The organism is Altererythrobacter epoxidivorans, from assembly GCF_001281485.1.
Taxonomy (GTDB): domain Bacteria; phylum Pseudomonadota; class Alphaproteobacteria; order Sphingomonadales; family Sphingomonadaceae; genus Erythrobacter; species Erythrobacter epoxidivorans.
In genome coordinates this window covers 2126622-2150629 of record NZ_CP012669.1, presented here as the reverse complement: position 1 = coordinate 2150629, position 24008 = coordinate 2126622, and the positions used below count along the sequence as shown (strand labels likewise).

The window sequence follows — 24008 nt, the reverse complement described above, 5'->3', positions numbered from 1 at the left end:
AACATGGCCAAGCAGACCAAGAAGCAGCAGACCGTTGCCAAGCTGGACAGCGAAAAGCTGTACACTGTCGACGAAGCCCTGACCGTACTGCGCGAGCACAAGGCGAAGTTCGACGAGACCGTCGAAGTCGCCATGAACCTCGGCGTCGATCCGCGTCACGCAGACCAGATGGTCCGTGGCATGGTTTCGCTGCCGTCGGGCACGGGCAAGGACGTCAAGGTTGCCGTCTTCGCCAAGGGCGACAACGCCGAGAAGGCTCTCGCCGCCGGTGCCGACAAGGTCGGTGCAGAAGACCTCATGGAAGACATGCAGGCCGGCAATCTCGACTACGACCGCGTGATCGCGACCCCCGACATGATGGGTGTCGTCGGCCGTCTCGGTAAGGTTCTGGGTCCGAAGGGCCTGATGCCGAACCCGAAGCTCGGCACCGTCACGCCGAACGTGGAACAGGCCGTCAAGGACGCCAAGGGCGGCCAGGTCGAATTCCGCGTCGAGAAGATGGGCATCATCCACTCGGGCATCGGCAAGCTGTCGTTCAAGGACGAAGACCTGAAGGCGAACTTCAAGGCTCTGACCGACGCGATCGTCAAGGCGAAGCCTTCGGGCGCCAAGGGCAAGTACGTCCGCAAGGTCACCGTGACCTCGTCGATGGGCCCGGGCCTCAAGGTCGACCTGTCGGAAGTCGAAGGCGCGTAAGCCGCGCTCAAGTAGCGGAAGCGGTAGCGCAAGCAAGATACCGCTTTCCTACTTTGGTGAGATTTGAAAGGGGCCGGGGGGAAACCTCCGGCCCTTTCTCATGCCCGCAGCGCTTTTCTCAAAAGCGCCTCGGCCCCGGTCCTAGCGGCGATGGCCTTCGCCCCGACGATAGCGGCATCGAAGCCGCCGCGGGCACCCATGAGCGCACGATTGGCAAGCGTTTTCCGGAGCAGGAGGAAGCTTGCGCAATCGATGCTGCCGGTGCCGAACATTGCCTTGTGCGCGCCTTCGCCCTCGGTGAAATCGAACCAGCGATAACGATCCTCGGCAAACAGGCGCTCCAGCGCCTCCATCTGCAGCACAGTGCCGGGCGACAGCCGTGCCCACTCCGGATGATAGCCGAGCCAGGCATAGACCAGCGTCTCGCCCTCGACCGGCAAGGCGAGATAGGCGAGCGCCTCATCGCCCTTGCCCAGCAGGTAGCAGCGCAGGCGATCCTGTTCTGCCAGCGTGAAAAGCTCCGCATGCGCCTCGGGTGCTTCAGGAAGTCCGGCATCGAGCAACCTGGCCTGGTATGTCATCGCCGACAGGGGCAGGGCCTGCTCGAGAAACCGGGCGACCTCACCGGGTGTCCGGTATTCCCGCAGCTCGTACGCACCGCCGCATTCTTCGGCGAGCTTGCGCTGTTTCCGCCTGAGCGTGGAGCGCGTCTTGCCCGAAAACTGCGCCATGTAGTCATCTAAGCTACCCGACATGTCGATGTAGTGCCGAGCGTAATCCTGCCGTCCGCCGATGGCATGATCGGGGAACCTTCCCGCTATGTCATCCAACTGGCCAGCAGGTGCAGACAGAACCCGGTATCCGTCGCCAGCTTCGGCATCGTCAGGTGCTGGCGGCACTCGTCCGCTCAAAAGGTCATCGAGACAGAAAGACCATGTCGCAAGCCTGCGCGGCACGCTCAGCAAGCGGCGCGAACCTATCGTAAAATCAATCGAAGCTGCAGCCCCGCTCACAGCGCACCATAGAGCGTGTTCGAAACCAGCTGTTCGGCGACGCGCAGCCCGGTGCGGATCGGATCGGCGGGCAGGGGCTCTGCCTGGAGAGCCTGCGGAGCGATTGCAGGCGGATCGTCACGGTAATTGCCTGTGCGCACTCGGCGCATGCTCTTAAGGTCGCGGCACAGTCCGTCGAAACGGCGACGCACGATCTTGTTCGCAGCCAGGGTTCGGCGATTGAACAGCTCGAAGCTGTGCGAGACGAAGGTGAACTGCTGTTGCCCTGCGTCGCGAGCGTGGCGCACGGCGGCCCTCATCTCCCTTAGCGAGAGGGCAGTGAGCTGGGCATGGCGCAATCCGCCGCCAACGGCGCCGATACTGCCGATCGGCACCTCGATCACGTTGCAATGTGCGATCGGCACAAGATCGTCTTGTGTGAGCGAGATCTTGCAATCGCCATCGGGTATCGCGGGGCAGAAGCTGGTGTCGTAGGCAATCCCGATCTCTGCCAGCGCACGCAAGGTATCGTCATTGGCGCCGTAATTGCCGGCACGAAATGCCACCGGCATGGGGGCACCGGCGGCAACAAGGGTATCGCGCGCATATTCGAGGATCCGGCATTGGTCCTCGAAAGCGAAATCTGCGATGTTGGTGCCTGTCCTGCCGCCGAATGGATTGTCGGCACCGGCGATCTCGAGCCATTCGGTGTGGCAGTGCAGCTGGACGTCCTGCCCGGCCTCCAGGATTGGCGCGACGACATCCTCGATCGCGGCGACGCCCCAGACCAGCGCCGGCATCGGATCGACGAAGAACACGGCTTTCTGTCCGTATTCTTCCAGCAGCCTGAGCTTGTGGGGGATGCCGATCGGCCCTTCCGGCGAGATGCAGGCGATCGAGCGCGCGTAGTTCTCCGCGCGGTCGGAAAGGCGCGTGCCTTCGACCAGCCCCGAAGAATATTCGGTGTCGATAGTCAGATAGACGGTCATCATCGCGCCTGAGGCTATAGCGCGATAAGGTTAAGGCACCGTTTTGCTTGAATTTTCGCCGTGTGGCAGCGGGTTAGATGCCGCCAGGCGTGAAATCTAGGCCTTCTTCGCCGAGAGCCTCGCACAGCGTGTCGACGCAGCTATTCAGCGCATCCCGATCGGTCGAACGGATGACGAAGTTCGCTCCCACCCGCCCTTCGCGGAAGAAAGGATAGCTGCCGATCTGGCAGTTCTCATGCGCCTTTTCGACTTCGCGCAGGATCTCCGAAACCTCGCTTTCGGGCGTCCAGCAGCCGATGGTTTCGGACAGCAGCGGAGCGCCGCCTTCGAGCGTCCCTGTCAGGGCGTCGAGCATGCCCGCAGTGATGTGCGGCACGCCTGCCATCAGGTGCATGTTGCCGATCTTGATACCGGGCGCGCCCGACATGCGATTGGGGATGAGCTCGGCCCCCTCGGGCACGCGCGCCATGCGAAGCCGTGCCTCGGTCAGTTCCTTGTCGATGCTCTTGTAATACCGTTCGAGCATCGCCTTCGCTTCGGGATGGACGATCACCGGAACGCCCAGTGCTTCGGCAACGGCATCGACGGTGATGTCGTCATGCGTCGGGCCGATGCCGCCGGTGGTGAAGAGGTAGTCGTTTGCCTCTCGCAGCGCGTTTACCGCTTCGACGATCCGCGCGATGACGTCGGGAACGACGCGGACCTCGGCAAGGCGAATGCCCTGCACCTGCAGCCAGGTCGCGATTTGCGCGATGTTCTTGTCATGCGTGCGGCCGGAAAGAATCTCGTCACCGATAATGACGAGCCCGGCGGTATAGATACGATCGCTCATGCCCGGTCTTTATGCAAACTTGCCAGCCTGCGCTACTCCGCAGCTTCGAGTTGTTCGTCCCGCTGCACGGCATTGGCCCCGACCTTGGTGAAGGTCAGCAGGCCATCTTCGACCGGGCCGTCCTTCAGCATCTTACGGTCGAAGACATATTCCTGGTTGAGCCGCCACGGATAGGCCTTTGCGCTCTTCGGCATGATATGCATGGCGCGCTGGATATAGCCGGACGAGAAATCGAAGATGTTGTCGTCTTCGATCTTCGCTTCTTCCTCTGCGGTCAGCACCGGCGTGGCGAGGTCAGTCCCCGTCGCCTCCATGTGGTTCAGCACGCGGCAGATGTAGTCCGAATTGATATCGGCCCTGAGCGTCCAGCTGGCGTTGAGATAGCCGAACACCACCGCAAGGTTGGGCAGGTTCGAGAACATGCAGCCCTTGTAGTAATAACGCTGGCTGAAATCGACCGGCTCTCCTGCGACGCTGATCGCGATCTTGCCGGCAACGGCCAGCTTCAACCCGGTGGCGGTCACGATGATGTCTGCCGGCAGGAGTTCGCCCGATTTGAGGCGGACGCCTTCTTTCTCGAACCGCTCGATATTCCCTGTCACGATGTCGGCCTTGCCCGCCTTCATCGCGTCGAACAGGTCGTTGTCCGGCACGAGACACAGGCGCTGGTCCCATGGGTCATAGGGCGGGGTGAAGGCTTCGCGATCGAAATCCTTTCCCAGCGCCTTCTCGATCCGCTTGTGCAGGCCTTCCTTCACCTTCTCCGGCTTGTTCCGAGCCATCTTGAAGCTGAAATCCTGCATCTTGATGTTCTTGAACCGGGTGATCGCATAGGCGGTCTTCTCCGGCAGGATCTTGCGCAGGAAGTTCGCCACCGCGTCCTTCGCCGGGCGCGAGAACATCCAGGTCGGCGTGCGCTGAAGCATGGTGACCTTGGCCGCCTTGTCCGCCATCGAAGGGACGATGGTGACTGCGGTAGCTCCCGAACCGATCACGACGACGTTCTTGCCGCTGTAGTCCATGTCTTCAGGCCAGAACTGGGGATGGACGACCTTCCCTTCGAATTTGCTGAAATCGAACCCGGCATCATAGGGATCGTCGTAGTCGTAATAGCCCGAACCGAGATAGAGGAAGTTGGCGGTCATCAGCTTGCGCTCTCCATCTTCGCTTTCGACGGTGACGTGCCAGCGCGCTTCGTCGGGGCGGAAGTCCGCCGAAACGACCTTCTGGCCGAAATGGATGTGTCGGCGGATGTCGCGCTCGTCCGCGATCCGGTTCAGGTAGTCGAGGATAGAAGGGCCGTCGGCGATCGACTTCTCATGTCTCCAGGGTTCGAAGTCGAAACCCAGCGTATGCATGTCGCTGTCGGAACGGATGCCGGGATAGCGGAACAGGTCCCAGGTCCCGCCGATCTGGTCACGGCGCTCGACGATGGCGAAGCTGCGACCGGGCGATTTCATCCGCATATGGGCTGCCATGCCGATGCCGCTAATTCCGGCTCCGACGATCAACATGTCAAAATCAGGGGGTGTCGCCAGCATTCTACTCTCCATCTCCAGAGGGTGAAGAAAGCACAGCATGAGGGGCAAAGCGAGTCATCATTGCAATTTGAAACCCAATATCCCGCGAAGGCTGCGGTTCATCGCACCCTTTGATGTTGCCTATATGACGCTACGGCATCCTGCCCCCGAGAAGCGCGATGTGACTTTTTTGCACCGTGCCGGTTCAAAGCTTCGGTTTTCCTCTTGTTAGATGTGCTAAGCCACTGATAGTCTCGCCGCACAAAAATAACATTATTGTGGAGAGGATATCATGAATCGTAAGCTCGCTTATGCGGCTGGGTTGCTCGTCGGTACTTCCCTGGCCACCCCGGCTTTTGCGCAGGATGAGGACCAGGCGTCGGCCCGGACCCCGGCTGCCGACAATGTCATTATCGTTACGGCAACGCGCCGCGCCTCCGACGTCCAGGATATTCCGATCGCCGTGACCGCGGTGACGCCGCAGGAACTGAACCGTCAGGGCGTCAACAACATCCAGACATTGTCCACGGTCGCACCGAGCTTCAACATCCAGTCCTCGCAGACGGAATCGCAAGGTACCTCGATCCGTATCCGCGGCATCGGCACCACCGGTAACAACATCGGCCTCGAAAGCGCGGTCGGTGTCTTCATCGACGGCGTCTATCAGTCTCGCCCGGGTGTCGCACTCGGCGAACTGGTCGACGTGCAGCAGGTCGAAATCCTCCGCGGCCCGCAGGGCACGCTCTTCGGTCGCAATACCACAGCGGGTGCAGTCGTGGTCCGCAACAATCCGCCGGATCTCAACGAATTCGGCGGCTTCGTCGAAGCGACCTACGGCAATTACAACTTTATCAACGTGAAGGGTGCGGTGAACGCCCCTGTCGGCGAAACCTTCGGTGTTCGCCTGACCGGTGCATATCGCAAGCGGGACGGCTTCCTGATCGATGCCAGCGGCAACGATGTGAACGACAAGGACCGCTACATGCTGCGCGGCCAGGCCCTGTGGGAGCCTTCGCCCGACATGAGCCTGCGCATCATCGCCGACTACCAGAAGGCGGATGAACTGTGCTGCGACGCGATCACACTGTCGCCCGGCGCAGGTTACACGCAGTCATACATCGATGCTGCCTATCCGAACGGCTTCGTCGCGCCATTCCTTCCGGCAACGGACGGCAATGTCACGCTGAACCGCATCGACAAGAGCGATCTTTACGGCAACTCCGAAAAGTTCGTGAACGGCAACAAGCAGTGGGGCATCTCGGGTGAACTGACCTACGACTTCGGTCCGGCCGAATTCACTGCCCTGGTCGCCTATCGCGACTTCCATGCAAAGAGCATTCAGGACGACTTCCAGGGAGTTCAGGTCTATTCGGTCGCCGGTGTCACGGAAGACGTGCTTCCGCCGACGTTCGACGACATCAAGACCTTCACTGCGGAAGCCCGCCTGCAGGGTACTGCCGGCATGCTCGACTGGCTGGTCGGCGCTTACTACGCCGATGAAAAGATCGTCGAAGAAGCCAGCCTGACGCTCGGCCCGGACTTCCAGGCCTATGTCGGCCAGGCGAACTTCGGCCCGGTCCTGGGCGCGCTTGCCCCGGCCTATCTGGGATATGTCGCCCAGGCGGGTGCCTACCTCAACTCGGTGCTTGCCGGCACGCCCAATCCGGCGATCTTCGCGACGCCGATCAGTGCCGACAACGCATACGGTTACAACCGGTATGAACAGAAGGGCGAAAGCTGGTCGGTCTTCACCCACAACATCATCAACGTGACGGATAATTTCAGCGTGACGCTGGGCGCACGTTACGTCGATGACAGCAAGGATGGCAGCTACGACCAGCTCGACGCCAGCAACCCGGCCTGCCTTGCCGGCCTGACGCTGGCGGGGACACCGCAGGCAGATGCCTATGCGGCGCTCGAACCGGTGGTCGGTGCCCAGCTGGCAGGGGTGCTTTCGCTTCCCGCGCTCAACGGCCCGGCAGCGTTCATCAACTGCTTCCCGTTCGCTGCACCGGCGCTCGGCGTCAGCTTCCTGCCTAAGGAATTCGACCTCAACTTCAGCGATGACGAATTCATCTATACCGGCCAGATCGGTTGGGAACCGAACCCCGACCTGCTGACCTATGCCAGCTTCACGCATGGCTACAAGGCAGGCGGCTTCAACCTCGACTCGACTGCTGCTGCCAGCGGCGGCGATCCGCGGTTCCAGTCGGAAGAAATCGACTCTTACGAAATCGGTGTGAAGTCGACGATCTTGGATGGCCGCGGCCGTGCCAACTTCGCCTTCTTCTACAACGAGCTGTCGAACTTCCAGGTCTTGGAATTCACCGGCACGCAGTTCCAGACCTTCAACGTCGATGATGTGACGGCGAAGGGCGTCGAAGCCGAACTGTTCTCGCAGTGGAACCCGTATGTCAGCAACTCGCTGTCGGTGACCTACACCGATGCGAAATACGGCAGCGACTGCGATCGCCGCTATGTCGAGGCAGGTGGTCCCAACCCCGCCATCGAACTGTGTGACACTTCGCTCACTAATGCTCCCAAGTGGGTCGGTGTCTTCGGCATGACCTACGATGGTCCGATCTCGTCGGGCACCAATTGGGAAATGTTGGCGAACGTCAACGTGCGTTACGAAAGCGACCGTCGCACAAGCACCAAGGGCCTGCTTTCGGAAAACGGTGTGCTCACCGGTCCGGTCGCGTTCGACGTCCAGGAAGCCAATGTGAAGGTCAACGCCCGTCTCGGCTTCAAGACGCCGGACGATTCGCTGTCGATCGAGTTCTGGGGACGTAACATCTTCAACGAGATCACTCGCGGCGTCACCTTCAACACGCCGCTTACGGGCAGCGGGATCGGAACCGGTCGCAGCGCCTTCATCGACGATCCGCGCACCTATGGCGTGACAGTTCGCTCGCGCTTCTAAGCAGCGATCGCAAAAGAAGAGGGGCGGCTCGCCGGTTGGCGGGCCGCCCCTTTCTTGTGTCGCTCTAGAGCGATCTGAAGGCCGGCCGGGTGCCCCTGCGGAACACCCATCCTGCCGTTACATCGAGCGGGAAATGACCATTTTCATGACTTCGTTCGACCCGCCGAAGATCCGCGTGATGCGGCTGTCGCGGTACATCCGGGCGATCGGATAATCATTGATGTAGCCGGCGCCGCCGTGGAACTGCAGGCACTTGTCGACGACTTCGCCCTGCAATTCGGTGACCCAGTACTTGGCCATGCAGGCGGTTGCGACGTCGAGTTCGCCCTTCAGGTGACGGGCGATGCAGTCGTTGACGAACACCCGCGCTGCAGTACCGCGTGCCTTCAGGTCGGCCAGCACGAACTGCGTGTTCTGGAAGTCCCAGATGGTCTGACCGAAGGCCTTGCGGCTCTTCACGTAGTCGAGCGTCGTTTCCAGTGCCTTCTCGATGCCGGTCATTGCGCCCATGGCGATGATCAGGCGTTCCTGCGGCAGTTCGCCCATCAACTGGTAGAAGCCCTTGCCCTCTACGCCGCCGAGGACGTTCTCGGACGGTACGAACACGTCGTCGAAGAACAGTTCGGAGGTGTCGGCAGCATCAAGCCCGATCTTGTCGAGCTTCTTGCCGCGCTGGAAACCTTCGGCGCCGTCGGTTTCGAGCAGCATCAGGGAAATACCCTTGGCGCGCTCGTTCGGGTCGGTCTTGGCGACAACGATGATGAAGTCGGCCGTCTGCCCGTTCGAGATGTAGGTCTTGGCCCCGTTGATACGATAGCCGTTGCCGTCCTTCAGCGCTGTCGTCGTGATCGACTGGAGGTCTGACCCGACACCCGGTTCGGTCATTGCGATGGCGCTGACCAGCTCGCCCGAAACCAGCTTCGGAAGATATTTCTTCTTCTGCTCCTCGGTACCGTGACGGACGACGTAAGGCAGGATGACCGTATTGTGCAGGCTGGCGGCAAAACCTTCGACGCCATGTTTTGCCTGCTGGTCGATCACGACCATCTCGTGGCGGAAATCGCCGCCATGGCCGCCGTATTCCTCCGGCACCGACACGCCGAGCAGCCCGGCCTGGCCCGCTTCACGCCAGAAGTCGCGTTCGACCTGGCCTTCTTCACGCCATTTGAGGACGCGCTTTTCCGGTGCGTGCTGCTGGTAGAATTTTCCCACGGCGTCGGCGAAGATCGAAATCTCCTCGTCGTCCATGAATTCGGGCTGGGGTACGTCGATTGCGGCCATGGCCTGTCTTTCCTCTCTCCAATTCCGTTCGGTTGATTGCGCCGGGTCTTACTTTCCCTTCCAGTTCGGCGCGCGTTTTTCGGCAAAGGCTGCCGCGCCTTCGCGGGCATCTTCGCTCATGAATACCTGCGGCAGCAGCTTGGCCTGCTTGTCCCACATCTCTTCCGAGCTCCAGTCGGCCGATTCGACAACGATCTGCTTCGAGACGCGGACTGCGATCGGGCCGTTGGCCGTGATGCGTCCGGCGAGTTCGATCGCTGCGTCGAGCGCCGATCCGTCGACGACGCGGTTGATCAGGCCGAGTTCGTAGGCGCGCGCTGTGTCGATGAAGTCGCCGGTCAGTGCGAGTTCCATCGCGATCTTCGGCGGGATCAGGTGCGGCAGCTTCATCAGGCCGCCGGCGGCGGCAGCCAGTCCGCGCTTCGCTTCGGGAATGCCGAACTTCGAATCCTTGTTGGCAACGATCAGGTCGCACGAAATCATCAGTTCCATGCCACCTGCCAGGGCATAGCCTTCGACTGCGGCGATCAGCGGTTTGACCGGGCCTTTCTGCGTGATGCCACCGAAACCGCGGCCTTCGACGCTGGGCGATTCGCCGCGCAGGAAACCCTTGAGGTCCATGCCCGAACAGAAGGTTCCGCCAGCCCCGGTCAGGATTCCGACGCGCAGGTCATCTTCCGAATCGAGCCGGTCGATGGCGGCGGCGATTCCCTCGGCTGCGGCCTTGTTCATCGCGTTCTTCGCCTCGGGGCGGTTGATGGTGATGATCAGTATGCCATCGCGGACTTCCGTCAGGACATCGTCGCTCATGCGGTCACTCTCCTCTCAAAATTGTCATTTCGTTTTGAAACTGAATTCTTGTGCGAGTGGTGCAGGCGGTTTACGGTTACGTCAACTGCAATAACGAACACGGAAGAGGAATCACTACATGGCCGAAGCCTATATCATCGATGCCGTCAGGACCCCGCGCGGCGTTGGCAAGCCCGGCAAGGGCGCGCTGTCGCACCTGCATCCGCAGCATCTGGCGGCCACTGTTCTTTCGGCGCTCAAGGATCGCAACGATCTCGACACCTCGTCCGTGGACGACATCATCTGGTCGACCAGCAGCCAGAACGGGAAGCAGGGCGGCGACCTCGGCCGGATGTCCGCACTTGCAGCAGGCTATGACATTTCGGCGAGCGGGACGACGCTCGACCGGTTCTGCGGCGGCGGCATCACCTCGGTGAATCTCGCGTCGGCAACCGTCATGTCGGGCATGGAAGATTGCGTCATCGCCGGCGGTACCGAGATGATGAGCTACACCACGGCCTATGCGGCAGAACAGGCGAATGCCGGACTTCCGCCACGTCTGATGGGTGCGGGTAACGAAGCGCTCGACGTGCTTCACCCGCAAAGCCACCAGGGCGTGTGCGGCGATGCCATCGCTTCGATGGAAGGTATCAGCCGCGAAGATCTCGATGCCCTGGCGCTGGTCAGCCAGCAGCGTGCAAAGCGTGCGATCGACGAAGGGCGCTTCGAAAAATCCGTTGTGACCGTGTACAACGAGGACGGCTCCGTCGCGCTCGATCACGAGGAATTTCCCCGCCCCGAAACGACTGCCGAAGGGCTTGCTGCGCTGAATCCGAGCTTCGGCAAGCTGGCGGATTTCGATATCGGTGGCACTACCTTCCGCAAGCAGATCAATCGCAAGTATCCCGATCTCGAGATCCAGCATTTCCATCACGCCGGGAACAGCTCGGGCGTGGTCGATGGTGCTGCGGCACTCCTGATTACATCGGGAGACTATGCCAAGGAGCATGGCCTCAAGCCGCGCGGCCGGATCGTTGCCTATGCCAACCAGGGCGATTGCCCGACGCTTATGCTCAACGCCCCGGTCCCTGCAGCGAAGAAAGTGCTCGAGAAGGCGGGGATGACCAAGGACGACATCGACGTCTGGGAAATCAACGAAGCGTTTTCGGTGGTGGCGGAGAAGTTCATTCGCGACCTCGACCTCGACCGCGAGAAGGTCAACATCAATGGCGGCGCGATGGCGCTTGGCCACCCCATCGGTGCAACCGGTTCGATCCTGATCGGTACCGCGCTCGATGAACTGGAGCGTTCGGGCGGTCGCTACGGCCTCGTCACCATGTGCGCTGCAGGCGGGATGGCACCTGCCATCATCATCGAGCGTGTCGATGGTTTTGTCGACTGATCGGGATGGCCATCGCTGACAACACGCCCGTCATCATCGGTGTCGGGCAGTATTCGGAACGTGTGGGAGAGCCGCAGTACGAGGCGCTCTCCTACATGGATCTGGGCGGCCGGGCCCTGGCTGCTGCCGTTGCCAACGCAGCTGGCTCTGGCAGTGTGGCGGGCGCAATCGACACGCTCGTGGCCATTCGCCAGTTCGAAATGTCGCGGCCCGGACGCGACCGGCCGTTTGGCGGGGCGGACAATGTCCCGCTGGCGCTGGCGACGCGGGTTGGGGCGAACCCTTCGCGAAATATCCTCAGCACGACCGGTGGCCATGCCAACCAGCAGCTGCTCGGCGAATTTGCGGCCGACATCGTCGCTGGCAAGATCGAATGTGCGGCCATTGTCGGGTCCGAGGCAATTTCCACTTCGCTGGCGCTGGCGGCAAAGGGCGAAGCGCCCGACTGGTCCGAAGAAGTCGGCGGCGAATTCGAAGATCGCGGCTATGGGGTCGACGGTCTGCTCGAGCCTGAACTGATGGCGCATGGCGCCACCGGCGCGATCCCGCTCTATGCCCTGTGCGAGAATGCCCGCAGGGCTCGGCTGGGCAAGGGCCTCGAAGATTACCGCCACGATATCGGTGAGCTATTCGCTCCCTTCACAAAAGTCGCGGCGGCCAATCCCCATTCGGCGGCGCCGGTTGAAAGAAGCGCGGACGAACTCGCTACGGTGACAGAACGCAACCGTATCGTGGCAGAACCCTATACGCGCATGACTGTCGCGCGCGACCAGGTGAACCAGGCCGCAGCAATCATTGTTGCGTCTGCCGGGAAGGCGCGCGAACTCGGTGTGCCGGAAGACAAGTGGGTCCACATCCATGCGATCACGGCCAAGGTCGAGCTCGAGCTTTCGCAGCGGCCAGACCTCAGCCGCAGCCCGGCATCGACGCACTCGCTCGACAAGGCGCTGGATGTTGCGGGCAAGCAGATGGACGAGATGGCCTATCTCGACTTCTATTCCTGTTTCGCGATCCCGGTTTACAATGCCATCGATCATTTCGGCATTGCGATCGACGACCCGCGCGGCCTGACACTGACAGGCGGCCTGCCGTTCTTCGGCGGGGCAGGTAATAATTATTCGGCCCACGCCATCTGCGAGGCGGTGGAGCGGGTCCGCGCAGATCGCGGTTCCTATGCGCTTGTCGGCGCGAATGGCGGCTGGATGAGCAAGTATTCGACCGGCGTCTATTCGACCGAACCGGCCGACTGGTCGGGCAAGGACCGCTATGTGACGCTGGCAAAGGCCGACGATGCGATCCCGCGTGCAGAAGCTCCTTCGGACGAAGTGACGGTCGAAACCTACACCATCAATCATTCGAAGAGCGGCCAGGACGCGATCTTCATCGGTCGCAACGAGCGGGGCGAGCGTTTGAGCGGCAATGCCGACATGGCCGACGAACTCACGCGGTCGCTGTTCGAGAGCGGCGAACCTTTCGGCGCGAAACTGTCGATCGCGAAGGACGATCGCGGTCGCAACATCGGGCGGCTGGCGGCGGCATAGTCCGCCGGCCCGCGGGGCCTTCCTGATTGGCAGCAGCTTTTGACAAGAGCCGCGTTTTGCCCTATTTAGTTACAAACGAAACTAAATTGATTCTGAACAGGACTGACCATGCCCGATCTCTTCGACAACCCCGCCGGTCTCGACGGCTTTGAATTCGTTGAATTCTGTGCCCCTGAAAAGGGCCAGCTCGAACCCGTGTTCGAAGCGATGGGCTTCACCCATGTGGCCTCGCACCGCAGCAAGGATGTCCATTTGTGGCGCCAGGGCGGCATCAACCTGATCGCCAATTACGAGCCGAAGAGCGCCGCCTGGTACTTCGCCCGTGAACATGGCGCGTCGGCTTGCGGCATGGCCTTCCGGGTCCGCGACGCGCACAAGGCGTGGGAACATTTGATGGAACAGGGCGCAGAGCCGGTTCACGTCACCACCGGTCCGATGGAACTGAAGCTGCCGGCCATTCGCGGCATCGGCGGCGCGATCCTCTATCTCGTCGATCGCTATCCGGACGAGAATGGCGAGGGCCTGTCGATCTACGACATCGATTTCGATTATCTCCCGGGTGTCGAGAAATACCCCGAAGGCGCCGGCTTCAAGCTGATCGATCACCTGACGCACAACGTCTATGGCGGCCGCATGAAGTTCTGGGCGGATTATTACGAGAAGCTCTTCAACTTCCAGGAAATCCGGTATTTCGACATCAAGGGCGAATACACTGGCCTGACGTCGAAGGCACTGACCGCGCCCGATGGCAAGATCCGCATCCCGCTCAACGAAGAGGGCGAGGGCGGCAAGGGCCAGATCGAAGAATTCCTGCGCGAGTTCAACGGCGAAGGCATCCAGCACATCGCGCTGATCTGCGACGACCTCCTCACCTGTTGGGACAATCTCAAGCAGCTGGGCGTGCCGTTCATGACCGCCCCGCCGGAAACCTATTACGAAATGCTGTCCGAGCGCCTGCCCGGACATGGCGAAGACGAAAGCGCGCTCAAGATGCGCGGCATCCTGCTCGACGGCACCACCGAAGGCGGATCGCCGCGCCTGCTGCTGCAGATCTTTGCCGAGGCGCAGGTCGGGCCGGTGTTCTTCGAATTCATCCAGCGCAAGGGCGATGACGGCTTCGGTGAAGGCAACTTCAAGGCGCTGTTCGAGAGCATGGAGCGCGACCAGATTCGCCGCGGCGTGCTCGAAGTGGAAAAGGAACCTGCCGAATGAGCGAGGTCGCCAACCATCCCGTGAAGCTGGGCGGCGTCCACCACGCAGCCTACCGCTGCAAGGACGCGAAAGAGACCGTCGAATGGTACGGCAAGGTGCTCGGCATGGATTACACCACCGCCTTTGCGGAAGACCATGTGCCATCGACCGGGGAATACGATCCCTACATGCACGTCTTCCTCGATGCAGGTAACGGCAACATCCTCGCCTTCTTCGAACTGCCCAACCAGCAGGACATGGGCCGCGATGAGAACACGCCTGCATGGGTCCAGCATCTCGCCTTCCGCGTCGGATCGGAAGAAGAGCTGGTTGCGGCAAAGGAGCATATCGAAAGCCTCGGCATCGATGTTCTCGGCCCCACGCACCACGGCATCTTCAAATCGATCTATTTCTTCGATCCCAACGGCCACCGTGTCGAGCTTGCCGCCGACATCGGCACTGACGAGCAATATGCAGAGCTGAAGCGCGTTGCCCCGCTGATGCTCGAGGAATGGAGCGAAACCAAGAAGGCTCCGCGTCACGCAGACTGGCTGCACGAAATCGCCCGCAAGGAGCATGGCCAGCAGGCCTGATCCCCGGCACATCATGTGCTTGCCTTGGCTTTAACCAATCCGTGCTAATGCAGCAGAGTTGCAGAAGCGCCGATTGGGAGATGCGAGGGTGAGCCTCGAGATTTTGCCGCGTCATTTCGTCGAGAAACCGTGGGGCCAGACCGGCTTGCCCGCGCATTTCGGCGGGCGCAGCGAAAGCGTAGGCGAGATCTGGTTCGACCGCGCCGGTGAGAGTTTGCCGTTGCTCTGCAAATGGCTGTTCACCAGCGAAAAGCTGTCGGTACAAGTCCATCCCGACAATACGCAGGCCGCCGCACGCGGGCTTCAATCCGGCAAGGAAGAATGCTGGATCGTCACCGCTGCCGAGCCGGGTGCACGGCTGGGGATCGGCCTGACCAGAAGCCTGTCTGACAATGAACTGCGCGAAGCCTCGCTTTCGGGCGAGATCGAGACCCTGCTCGACTGGAAGCCGGTCAAGCCGGGGGACTGGTTCTATATTCCCGCAGGCACGATCCACGCGATCGGCTCCGGCGTGCAGCTCGTCGAAATCCAGCAGAACGCCGATATCACCTATCGCCTCTATGATTATGGACGGCCGCGCGAACTCCATCTCGACGAAGGCGTGGCAGTCTCCCGGGCCGAAATTTACGACGGCCCTCACGGCACGATGTCGGGTGTCGCGGGCTTGCACCGCCTGTTCGAAGGCCCCTTTTTCGACATTCACTATCTCAACGGAACCGCCGACCTGTCTGCGTTTGGCGACGCCAATGGCTATTTCGTGCCGTTGCGCGGCAGTTATCGCAGCTCGGCTGGTTCGATCGAGGTCGGTGACACAGCCTACGGGTCTGTCGCCGAGGTCTCTGGCGGAAGCGACGGCGACCTGCTCCTCATCGCCACTGCGCGCTAGAGGGCGGCGCCTTCGGCAGGATCAGAACCAGAAGCGAAGGCCGGCAAGGAAGTTGATCCCGTCCGGATCGTTGCCGCGGGCCCGCGCAATATCTGCAGTCTCTCCCAGCGCCGCTTCGTATTCTACCCCGACATAGGGCGCGAACTCGCGTTCAATTTCATATCTCAAGCGCGCCCCGATGGCAGCTTTCGTCACGCCAGCCCCGGTCTTTCTTTCAGGGATATCCTGCGCTGCAAACTCGGCCTCGATCCGGGGCTGCAGGATCAGGCGCTGGGTCAGCCGCATGTCGTGTTCCGCTTCGATCCGTCCGGTCAGGTCGCCGCGATCGGACAGGAATAGCGCTGCATCGAAATGGATCATATAGGGCGCCAGGCCTGCTGCCCCGAGCGCCAGGTGTGCCCGGGTTTCAGGCTCCACATCTAGGCGCACACCTGCTTGCAGGTCGATGAAAGGGCCGATGGCATGGCCCCACAGTGCCTGGATCTCGGCATCTTCGACGCTACCTGAAAACTCTCCTTCGCCTTCCGACTTCAGGACGAATTTATCGGTCGCCGTGCCGTACCACCCGGTGGCATCCCAGACATAGCCATCGGACCCGTCAGTTATGCGCGCCTCCAGGCGTTCGACCAGCAAGGTGCCGGTCGTCATGTCGCCATGCGCCGAATGGTTGTAGGCGCGGGCAGCCGCCATTTCCTGCGGGTCGAAAAACAGTTCGGCGGCGTGCTGCGGACCTTCGAATGCGCGCGGGGGCGGCGGTCCCGAGGGGAGCTCTTTCGCCGCGTGCGACCCGTGATCCATCATTGCTGGCTTCGCCGAGGGCATCTCCTCCATCGTCGGCTTTTCTGCAGGACGATGATCGGCGTGCGCGTCCTTGTCGGCAGCAGGATCCATCGCGCGCGAGGAATGGTCCATCATTTCGCCATGCGAGTGGTCTTGCGCCGAAACCGGGGCGCAAAGCATCGCGGCACTTGCCAGCGCGAGAGTGGGAATGAGGCGGTTCATGCCGCTTCCTCCTGGAAGGGGCGGACTGTGACGGTCTGCATCATACCTGCATGCATGTGATAGAGCAGGTGGCAGTGAAATGCCCAGTCGCCGGGCTCATTGGCGGTCAGGTCGAAGGTCGCAGTGCCTCCGGGCTGTACCACCACGGTATGCTTCAGCGGCTGGTTCATCATTCCCGCGCCGTTGACCAGTTCGAAGAAATGGCCGTGAAGGTGGATCGGATGCGCCATCATCGTGTCGTTGACCAGTTTCACCCGCACCCTTTCGTCATATCCGAAACGGATGGGATCATCGGTTACGGCGCTGAACTGCTTGCCATCGAACGACCACATGTAACGTTCCATGTTGCCAGTCAGATGGATCTCCATTTGGCGCTCTGGCATGCGATGCGGATTGGCGTGCCTTGCCTTGAGGTCGGTATATCGCAGGACGCGGTGCGACACCTTGTCGAGGCCCAGTCCTGGAAAATCCATGCGGTCCATCGGCATCGGGCTGACCATGTCGATGCCGGGTCCGACCTTTACATCGTCAGGAAGTTTCGAAGTGTCGCGCATGTTGTGCGACATGGAAGAGCCGGTTTCGGGCATTGCATGATCCACGCCGGAAATTTCGCCAGTGCCACCCATGCCCGCATGATCGCCGTGGCCCATCGTCCCGCCATGCGATCCCATACCCATGTCGGCCATTGTCAGAGTGACCGGTTCCCTGAGAGGCGGCGGGGTCGCGATATGGCCCGCGTGCGAGGTCAGGCTGGCAATCCCCATGCCCGACCGGTCCATCGCCTCTGCCACGATGGCGTGGCTCCCGTCTCCGGGTTCGACGATGACGTCGTATGTTTCGGCGACACCGATCTGGAATTCGTCGACATCGACAGGATCGACCTCCTGGCCGTCGGCAGCGATGACCTTCATCGACACGCCGGGAATGCGCAGGTTGAAGAACGTCATCGCCGATCCGTTGATGATCCGCAGGCGAATTTTCTCGCCCGGCCGGAACAGAAATTCGAGATTGTCGGCCGGTCCGTGTCCATTGACCAGGTAGGTGTAGGTCACGCCCGTGACGTCGGAGATGTCGCGCGGGTTCATCCGCATCCCGCCCCACATCAGCTTGTCTTCGGCGCTCATCGACCCGTCGCCAATCGTCTGCATCTGGCGGTTGAAGTAGTGTTCGCCGACCGCGAGCTTGCGCGCGATCTGGTGCGGGTGAAGCGGAGTGAACTCGCTCAGTAGGACCACATAGTCGCGGTCGTAGCGTTCGTCCGGCTCTGCCGGATCAATCACGATCGGCCCGTAATGCCCCGCTTGCTCCTGCAGGCCGGAATGGCTGTGCCACCAGTAGGTGCCGCTCTGGCGGATTGGAAAGCGATAGGTGAAGGTCTGGCCTGGCTTGATCCCGGGAAAGCTGACACCTGGAACGCCGTCGAACTGGAACGGCAAGAGGATGCCATGCCAGTGGATCGAGCTGTCTTCGTCAAGATTGTTGGTGACGTTGATCACCACGTCCTGCCCTTCGCGCAGCCTGATCAGCGGGCCGGGGACCGTTCCGTTGACGGCATAGGCGTGGCCGCTGCGGCCTCCGGTCGAGAAGTGACGATCGCCGATCGCGAGGTCGATCGTGTCGCCCGACAACGTGCCGAACCCCTTGTGTGCATGTTCGAGCGAACGGCCCCTGGACCACGCCGGCATGGCAACGCCGGCGGCGACCGAGACACCGGCAAGGGAATTGAGGAAGTTTCGGCGCGAGACGGCAAGCATGGCGGAACTCATCTTCGGGATCGGGGGTTGATCATGTGATGGCATGACACCTATATACCCCCCTAGGGTATTTCAAGCGAGAATCAACATGCCGGGATCCAGTCACAAATCGGGCGCGCTCAACCGCCTTCGCAGGATCGAAGGGCAGGTGCGCGGCATCGCCCGGATGATCGAGGAAGACCGTTACTGCATCGACGTGCTCACGCAGATCCAGGCGGTGAAAGCCGCCTTGGGGCGGGCAGAGACCGAGGTCCTGCGCAGCCATGCCGCCTGCTGCGTCGCGGAAGCCATCGCGAGCGGTGACGAAACCGAGCAGCGCGAAAAGTTCGACGAGCTGCTGGAACTTTACGAGAAGGCGAAACGATGAACGGCAAGACGAAAACAGCGACCGTCTTTCGCATGGTCATGCCAGACCATACCTGTCCCTACGGCATAAAGACCATCGACCTGCTCAAGCGGCAGGGATTCGAGATCCACGACAATCACCTGACCACCCGCGAACAGACCGATGCCTTCAAGGCAGAGCATGGCGTCGAGACCACTCCGCAGACCTTTATCGACGGCAAGAGGATCGGCGGGTTCGACGCGCTGCGCGAATATTTCGGCAAGGCACCTGCGACGAAGGGCGAGGGTGAAACCAGCTACGAACCGGTCATCGCCATATTCGCAACCACCTTCCTGCTGGCGATGGCGCTCAGCTGGTTCAGCTTCCAGAGCCTCCTGACAATCCAGACGGCGGAATGGTTCGTCAGCTTCTCGATGGTGTTCCTCGCCCTGCAAAAACTGCAGGACGTGCGCAGCTTCTCGACCATGTTCCTGAACTACGACCTGCTCGCCCGGCGATGGGTGCCCTATGGCCTGATTTACCCCTTTGGCGAGGCGCTGGCCGGATTGCTGATGTCGGCAAAGGCATTGCCGATCATATCCGTGCCGATCTCTCTCTTCATCGGAACGATCGGCGCGGTGAGTGTGTTCAAGGCGGTATATATCGACAAGCGCGAACTCAAATGTGCCTGTGTCGGGGGCAACAGCAACGTCCCGCTCGGCTTTGTCTCGCTGACGGAAAACCTGTTCATGATAGCTATGGGCTTGTGGATGGGGGCGAGCGCCATGGGATGGATCGCGTTCTAAATCGCCCCACACGGCCGGGTTCGCCCTCAGACAGGAGCAGATCATGGCTGACCAGCACCAGGGACACGAGGGAAACTACAAACGCTTCATGGCGATGGTCGGAACGTCGACCGTCATCATGCTCGGCCTCATGTATCTCAATACCTATGCACTCGATCACGTGTTCTGGAGCGAAACCCGCTTCTGGATGATGTTCGTGATGGGTGCGGTGATGGCCGTCGTCATGCTCGTCTTCATGTGGGGCATGTACAAGAACACGGCGAAGAACTGGATCATCATCGGCGTATCGGCCGTGACTTTCGCGCTCGCCCTTTTCCTCGTGCGTAGCCAGGTGACAGTGGATGACAGCGACTACATGTCTGCGATGATCCCCCACCATTCGATCGCCATCATGACCAGTGAAAGGGCGGGGATCGAGGACGTGCGCGTGCGCAAGCTTGCCAATGACATCATCCGCGCCCAGCGCAAGGAGATCGACGAAATGAGGTGGCTGCTCGAGGATATCGACAAGAACGGTGTCGCTGCGACCAAGGCAGAGGCCGAAGCGCGCCCGATTCCCGAATTCGAAGGCAAGGTGAACCCGGGGACGCCGACCCCAGCGAAATAGCTGCGCGGGTCAGGGTCGGAGCCGGGTGTCAGAGCTGGATTTTATCGGGAAGAATATGGCGGAGACGGAGGTGGCAAGTGGGTTGATGCAATCACTTGTGGTTTAACGGAAATGTGAAGCGCTTCGAGGGCTCGCTACCACAATTGCTACCCCGCCTTCCTGAACTGCAATTTTCAGATCTGGCTTTGAGCAATTCGGGGGCTCAGAATCACGAAATTTTGGAGAAGCAGAATATTACCCGCACGGGAAAACTACCCTATCAAAACGTCTCTCCAAAGACGAAATATCCCGTTCGGGAAAATTCCCTTGCAATTGACCGGAAATTGGCATAGATTTCCCGCTCGGGAAAGGTAACGTACATGCTCGATGTTGCCACTATCGGCCAGATCATTCGCGATGAACGCAAGGAGCTTGGACTACGCCAGGACGAGCTGGCCGCCGCAAGCGGGGTGGGCCTGCGCTTTTTGGTCGAGCTGGAGCGAGGAAAGCCCACCGTCCAAATGGGCAAGGTGCTTGATGTGCTCGCGGCCCTTGGATGCGAACTACAGATCAAGCGGCCCGACGGAATCGTGACCGCCGGTCGAATGGATGAGCCTAAGAAGGACGAGGTGGAGTGATGCTGCCGGTCTTGGACACGCTGGTTGTCTGGTGGGGCGAGCGTCAGGCGGGCGAACTGTCCATCGACAAGGGTGGTGCGATGCACTTCGTCTATTTGCCGGAATGGCTCGCTGACGACAAGGCACCGGCACTTTCCCACGCAATGCCTAAGCAGGAAGGGCCATTTGGGGACCATGCCTGCAAGGCGGTCTTTGGCGGTCTGCTTCCCGAAGAAGGTCAGCGCACCGCTATCGCCCGGGCACTTGGGGTTTCGCCTGACAATCCATTTCGTCTGCTCGAGGCCTTGGGCGGAGATGTTGCGGGTACTCTGGCCTTCCTGCCCGAGGGGGAAGAGCTGTTCCAAGCCTACTCCACGACCGCTCCAGAACCACTCCTAGAGGGCGAGCTAGCGGAACTATTCGACCGTTTGCCTTCCGTGCCCATGCTGGCAGGCGAGGGCGGCGCAAGGCTGAGCCTTGCAGGGGCTCAGAGTAAACTGCCCGTGGTGCTCACCGCAGAAGGAGGCATCGCGATCCCTCGTCCGGGCGAACCCTCTACCCATTTAATAAAGCCCGAACCGGACCGCTTTCCCTACCTGGCTGCGAATGAGGCCTTCTGCCTCGCTTTGGCACGCGCCGTGGGTATCGATGCAGCCCATGCAGAGTGGCGCACTGCTGCGGGGAAACCGTTCCTGCTGGTTGAACGCTATGATCGCATCTCGGTTGAAGGAAAAACACACCGACTGCACCAGGAAGACTTCGCCCAAGCACTTGGCGTACCCTCGAACCGAAAATACGCGGCAGAGGGTGGACCGACCTTTCGGGACAGCTTTGCGCTGTTGCGTAGCGCTGCCACTCGACCCGCGCGCGAAGTGCTGAAACTTGCCGACGCGGCAATCTTCAACCTCATCATCGGCAACGCCGACGCTCACGCGAAGAATTACAGCCTGCTAAGACTTGAGAACGGCGAAGTGGCGCTTGCCCCGCTTTACGATGTCGTCGCCACACACATGTGGAAGCAACTCTCGCCAAAGCTCGCGATGCGATTTGGCCGCGCCGCGACCGTGGAGGAATTCGACATCGGGAACGTCGCGCGCTTCGCGGAAGAGGCCGGGCTGGGTGCGCCTTTCATCCGTCGCCGGTTGGCTGACCTTACTGAAGCGGTGAGGGCGGAGATTGAGAAGGGTGTTCAGGTGCCCGGCAATCCGGCTGAGGAAATGGTCGCGCCGGTCGCAGAGGCATTATCGGCTCGTGCCAGCATCGTTGCCTTGAAGCTCTTAGAGACATGAGGGTGCAGATCGGTGGTGCAAGAATGACGTTTCAATAGACCAAACGGAGTGATCGAGACAGATTTCGTCCATTACGTTCTTGCTAAATAATTCTCTATAAAGTCAATTCATCGCCAATCGGTTGGCAGGGGGCAATCTTGACGACGTCATTTCAGACCAATCCATACAAGCTCAGCGACCTCATGCGCGAATGCCATGAGGGCAAGCTTCAGCTGCCAGATTTTCAGCGTGGATGGGTTTGGGACCAAGATCGCATCACCGACCTTTTGGCTTCGATTTCTGAGGGCTTCCCAGTGGGTGCGCTTATGACCTTGGATGCGACTGGCGAAGTGTCGTTTGCGGTTCGCCCCGTTGAGGGCGCGCCCTCTCCCTCCAAGGATATCGAGGCTTACCTGCTTGATGGCCAGCAGCGCATGACCTCGCTCTACCAGTCGACTTACACAACCGTTCCAGTCTCAACTCAGACTGTGAAGAAGCGACCGATCAAGCTGCATTTCTACTTCGATATTCGCGCAGCGCTCGATCCCGATGTCCCGCGCAGCGAAGCCATTGTGCCGGTCCCCGAAGACCGGATCATCCGCGAGAACTTTGGCCGGGACATCAAGCTCGATCTTTCAACCGAGGAGAACGAGTTCGAACACCTGCATTTCCCGATCGACCGAATGTTTGAGGCGCATATTTGGAATCAGGCCGCAACAGCTTGGATCTACAAGGATCTCGCCCAGCGCGCGGAGCATCTCAAACTGGTCAACGACTTCATGCAGGAGGTCGTCAACAATTTTACCCAGTATCAGGTGCCGGTTATCAAACTGGGCAAGGACACGAGCAGGGCAGCTGTCTGCCTCGTTTTCGAAAAGGTGAACACAGGCGGAAAGCCGCTCGACGCATTCGAGCTTGTGACCGCGATGTATGCGGCAGATGAATTCCACCTGCGCGACGATTGGAAGGAACGCCGTAAGCGACTGGTCTCAAGCCAACCAGTGCTAGACAAGATCGAACCCGTCGAATTTCTGCAGGCGATCTCGTTGCTATATACCAAGGAGGTACGGGAAGCGGCGGCCGCAGCGGGCAAGGAGCCGCCGGCAATCAGCGCAACGCGCAACAGCCTGCTTCAGGTTCCATTGTCGGCATACCAGAAGTTCGCGCCGAAGGTTGAAGCGGGTTACATCGCGGCAGCCAAGTTTCTCCATTCGCTGAAGATCTTCAAGGCGCGGGATCTTCCCTATCAGACCCAACTTGTCCCGCTTGCGGCGATTTTGGCAGAGCTTGGGAATGCCTGGGAAAACGACGCAGTCCGGCAGAAGCTGGCCCGCTGGTACTGGTCCGGAGTGTTTGGGGAGCTGTATGGTTCGGCGGTTGAAAGCCGCTTCGCGCTCGACATTCGCGACTTCAAGCCTTGGCTGTCGGGCGGCGCAGAGCCTCAGACTGTTCAGCGAGCCAGCTTTGAGGAGCGCAGGTTGCGGACCCTTCGCTCAAGGCTTTCGGCAGCCTACAAGGGTGTTCATGCTCTGCTGATGAAATGCGGGGCGGAGGACTTCAAGTCAGGCCAGCCCTATGACCAGGCTGTGTTCTTCGATGAGAATGTCGACATCCATCACATCTTCCCGCAAGCGTGGTGCAAGAGTGTCGGGATTGGGCCGGAGATCTACAACAGCATCGTCAACAAGACGCCGATTGCGTCTGGCACCAACAGGATGCTCGGCGGTGTTGCCCCTTCCTCCTATCTGGGCAGGTTGACCAAGGGTAATGACAACAATCCGGCGATTGCCCCCGATCGCCTGACCGCGATCCTCCAGAGCCACGAGATCGAGGAAAGCTATCTGCATGCCGACGACTTCGAGGGGTTCATGGATGATCGGCGCCAGAGGCTGTTGACCATCATCGAAAACGCGATGGGCAAGGAGGCTTTGAAAGAGGCCGAGGTTCCATCCGACCATGACGAAGAGGATTACTACGCGGAAGAAGAGCTAGAGGCTGCGGAGTAACCACTACCC

21 protein-coding genes are annotated in these 24008 nt (G+C 60.6%); 13 read left to right on the top strand and 8 right to left on the bottom strand.

What is annotated here, in order from left to right; translation table 11 throughout:
• Positions 1-3: 3 nt before the first annotated feature.
• The gene (rplA, locus tag AMC99_RS10655) at positions 4-696 is read left to right on the top strand and encodes a 50S ribosomal protein L1 (protein WP_061926389.1); all 693 of its coding nucleotides are present in this window, start codon (positions 4-6) and stop codon (positions 694-696) included.
• Positions 697-794: 98 nt separating this feature from the next.
• On the opposite strand, the gene AMC99_RS10650 is transcribed toward rplA, so the two are convergent.
• The 4 genes from AMC99_RS10650 to AMC99_RS10635 all read right to left on the bottom strand — a co-directional run bounded on the left by AMC99_RS10650 (position 795) and on the right by AMC99_RS10635 (position 5050).
• A complete protein-coding gene (locus AMC99_RS10650) occupies positions 795-1652 on the bottom strand; it encodes a GNAT family N-acetyltransferase (RefSeq protein ID WP_232301390.1) in 858 nt (285 codons plus the stop codon).
• Between the two features lie 53 nt (positions 1653-1705).
• On the bottom strand, positions 1706-2680 hold the full coding sequence (locus AMC99_RS10645) for a polysaccharide deacetylase family protein (RefSeq protein WP_061926385.1): 975 nt from the start codon (positions 2678-2680) through the stop codon (positions 1706-1708).
• Positions 2681-2750: 70 nt separating this feature from the next.
• Entirely contained in the window at positions 2751-3509 is a 759-nt protein-coding gene (locus tag AMC99_RS10640) for a competence/damage-inducible protein A (protein ID WP_061926383.1), read from the bottom strand.
• Positions 3510-3541: 32 nt separating this feature from the next.
• Entirely contained in the window at positions 3542-5050 is a 1509-nt protein-coding gene (locus AMC99_RS10635; protein ID WP_061926381.1) for a flavin-containing monooxygenase, read from the bottom strand.
• A gap of 271 nt (positions 5051-5321) precedes the next feature.
• Here AMC99_RS10635 and AMC99_RS10630 point away from each other — a divergent pair, with 271 nt between their 5' ends.
• Positions 5322-7952: a TonB-dependent receptor gene (locus AMC99_RS10630; protein ID WP_061926379.1), complete on the top strand. Its 2631-nt coding sequence runs from the start codon at positions 5322-5324 to the stop codon at positions 7950-7952.
• Positions 7953-8069: 117 nt separating this feature from the next.
• Here the strand turns inward: AMC99_RS10630 and AMC99_RS10625 are convergent, their stop codons facing one another.
• Both AMC99_RS10625 and AMC99_RS10620 read right to left on the bottom strand, forming a co-directional pair.
• A complete protein-coding gene (locus AMC99_RS10625; protein ID WP_061926377.1) occupies positions 8070-9233 on the bottom strand; it encodes an acyl-CoA dehydrogenase family protein in 1164 nt (387 codons plus the stop codon).
• A 48-nt stretch (positions 9234-9281) separates the two neighbouring features.
• A complete protein-coding gene (locus tag AMC99_RS10620; protein ID WP_061926375.1) occupies positions 9282-10043 on the bottom strand; it encodes a crotonase/enoyl-CoA hydratase family protein in 762 nt (253 codons plus the stop codon).
• Positions 10044-10161: 118 nt separating this feature from the next.
• On the opposite strand from AMC99_RS10620, the gene AMC99_RS10615 reads away from it, so the two are divergent.
• From AMC99_RS10615 to AMC99_RS10595, 5 genes are all read left to right on the top strand, one after another.
• The gene (locus AMC99_RS10615) at positions 10162-11424 is read left to right on the top strand and encodes an acetyl-CoA C-acetyltransferase (RefSeq protein WP_061926374.1); all 1263 of its coding nucleotides are present in this window, start codon (positions 10162-10164) and stop codon (positions 11422-11424) included.
• Positions 11425-11429: 5 nt separating this feature from the next.
• A complete protein-coding gene (locus AMC99_RS10610) occupies positions 11430-12965 on the top strand; it encodes an acetyl-CoA acetyltransferase (protein ID WP_061926372.1) in 1536 nt (511 codons plus the stop codon).
• Positions 12966-13073: 108 nt separating this feature from the next.
• The gene (gene hppD, locus AMC99_RS10605) at positions 13074-14177 is read left to right on the top strand and encodes a 4-hydroxyphenylpyruvate dioxygenase (protein WP_061926370.1); all 1104 of its coding nucleotides are present in this window, start codon (positions 13074-13076) and stop codon (positions 14175-14177) included.
• Complete coding sequence (locus AMC99_RS10600) at positions 14174-14749, top strand: VOC family protein (RefSeq protein WP_061926368.1); 576 nt, start codon at positions 14174-14176, stop codon at positions 14747-14749. Before hppD ends, AMC99_RS10600 begins: the two co-directional genes overlap by 4 nt.
• Before the next feature lie 88 nt (positions 14750-14837).
• Positions 14838-15635 (top strand): type I phosphomannose isomerase catalytic subunit, encoded by a 798-nt coding sequence (locus AMC99_RS10595; RefSeq protein WP_198143519.1) that lies wholly within the window; start codon positions 14838-14840, stop codon positions 15633-15635.
• Between the two features lie 21 nt (positions 15636-15656).
• Here the strand turns inward: AMC99_RS10595 and AMC99_RS10590 are convergent, their stop codons facing one another.
• Positions 15657-16637 carry a copper resistance protein B gene (locus AMC99_RS10590; RefSeq protein WP_061926366.1) on the bottom strand — a complete coding sequence of 327 codons (981 nt, stop codon included), beginning with the start codon at positions 16635-16637 and terminating at the stop codon, positions 15657-15659.
• Positions 16634-18403, bottom strand: a complete 1770-nt coding sequence (locus tag AMC99_RS10585; RefSeq protein WP_232301389.1) for a copper resistance system multicopper oxidase — start codon at positions 18401-18403, stop codon at positions 16634-16636. Before AMC99_RS10585 ends, AMC99_RS10590 begins: the two co-directional genes overlap by 4 nt.
• A 76-nt stretch (positions 18404-18479) precedes the next feature.
• Here AMC99_RS10585 and AMC99_RS10580 point away from each other — a divergent pair, with 76 nt between their 5' ends.
• The 6 genes from AMC99_RS10580 (at position 18480) to AMC99_RS10555 (ending at position 23999) form a co-directional block, all read left to right on the top strand.
• Positions 18480-18758, top strand: coding sequence for a metal-sensitive transcriptional regulator (locus AMC99_RS10580; RefSeq protein WP_061926363.1), 279 nt, complete (start codon positions 18480-18482; stop codon positions 18756-18758).
• Positions 18755-19522: a MauE/DoxX family redox-associated membrane protein gene (locus AMC99_RS10575; RefSeq protein WP_061926361.1), complete on the top strand. Its 768-nt coding sequence runs from the start codon at positions 18755-18757 to the stop codon at positions 19520-19522. Before AMC99_RS10580 ends, AMC99_RS10575 begins: the two co-directional genes overlap by 4 nt.
• 43 nt (positions 19523-19565) lie before the next feature.
• Complete coding sequence (locus tag AMC99_RS10570; RefSeq protein ID WP_061926359.1) at positions 19566-20129, top strand: DUF305 domain-containing protein; 564 nt, start codon at positions 19566-19568, stop codon at positions 20127-20129.
• 359 nt (positions 20130-20488) lie between these two features.
• On the top strand, positions 20489-20746 hold the full coding sequence (locus AMC99_RS10565; protein ID WP_061926357.1) for a helix-turn-helix transcriptional regulator: 258 nt from the start codon (positions 20489-20491) through the stop codon (positions 20744-20746).
• Positions 20746-22014, top strand: a complete 1269-nt coding sequence (locus AMC99_RS10560) for a type II toxin-antitoxin system HipA family toxin (protein ID WP_061926355.1) — start codon at positions 20746-20748, stop codon at positions 22012-22014. The genes AMC99_RS10565 and AMC99_RS10560 overlap by 1 nt, the downstream gene beginning before the upstream one ends.
• 182 nt (positions 22015-22196) lie before the next feature.
• The gene (locus AMC99_RS10555) at positions 22197-23999 is read left to right on the top strand and encodes a DUF262 domain-containing protein (protein WP_047822156.1); all 1803 of its coding nucleotides are present in this window, start codon (positions 22197-22199) and stop codon (positions 23997-23999) included.
• Positions 24000-24008 lie beyond the last annotated feature (9 nt).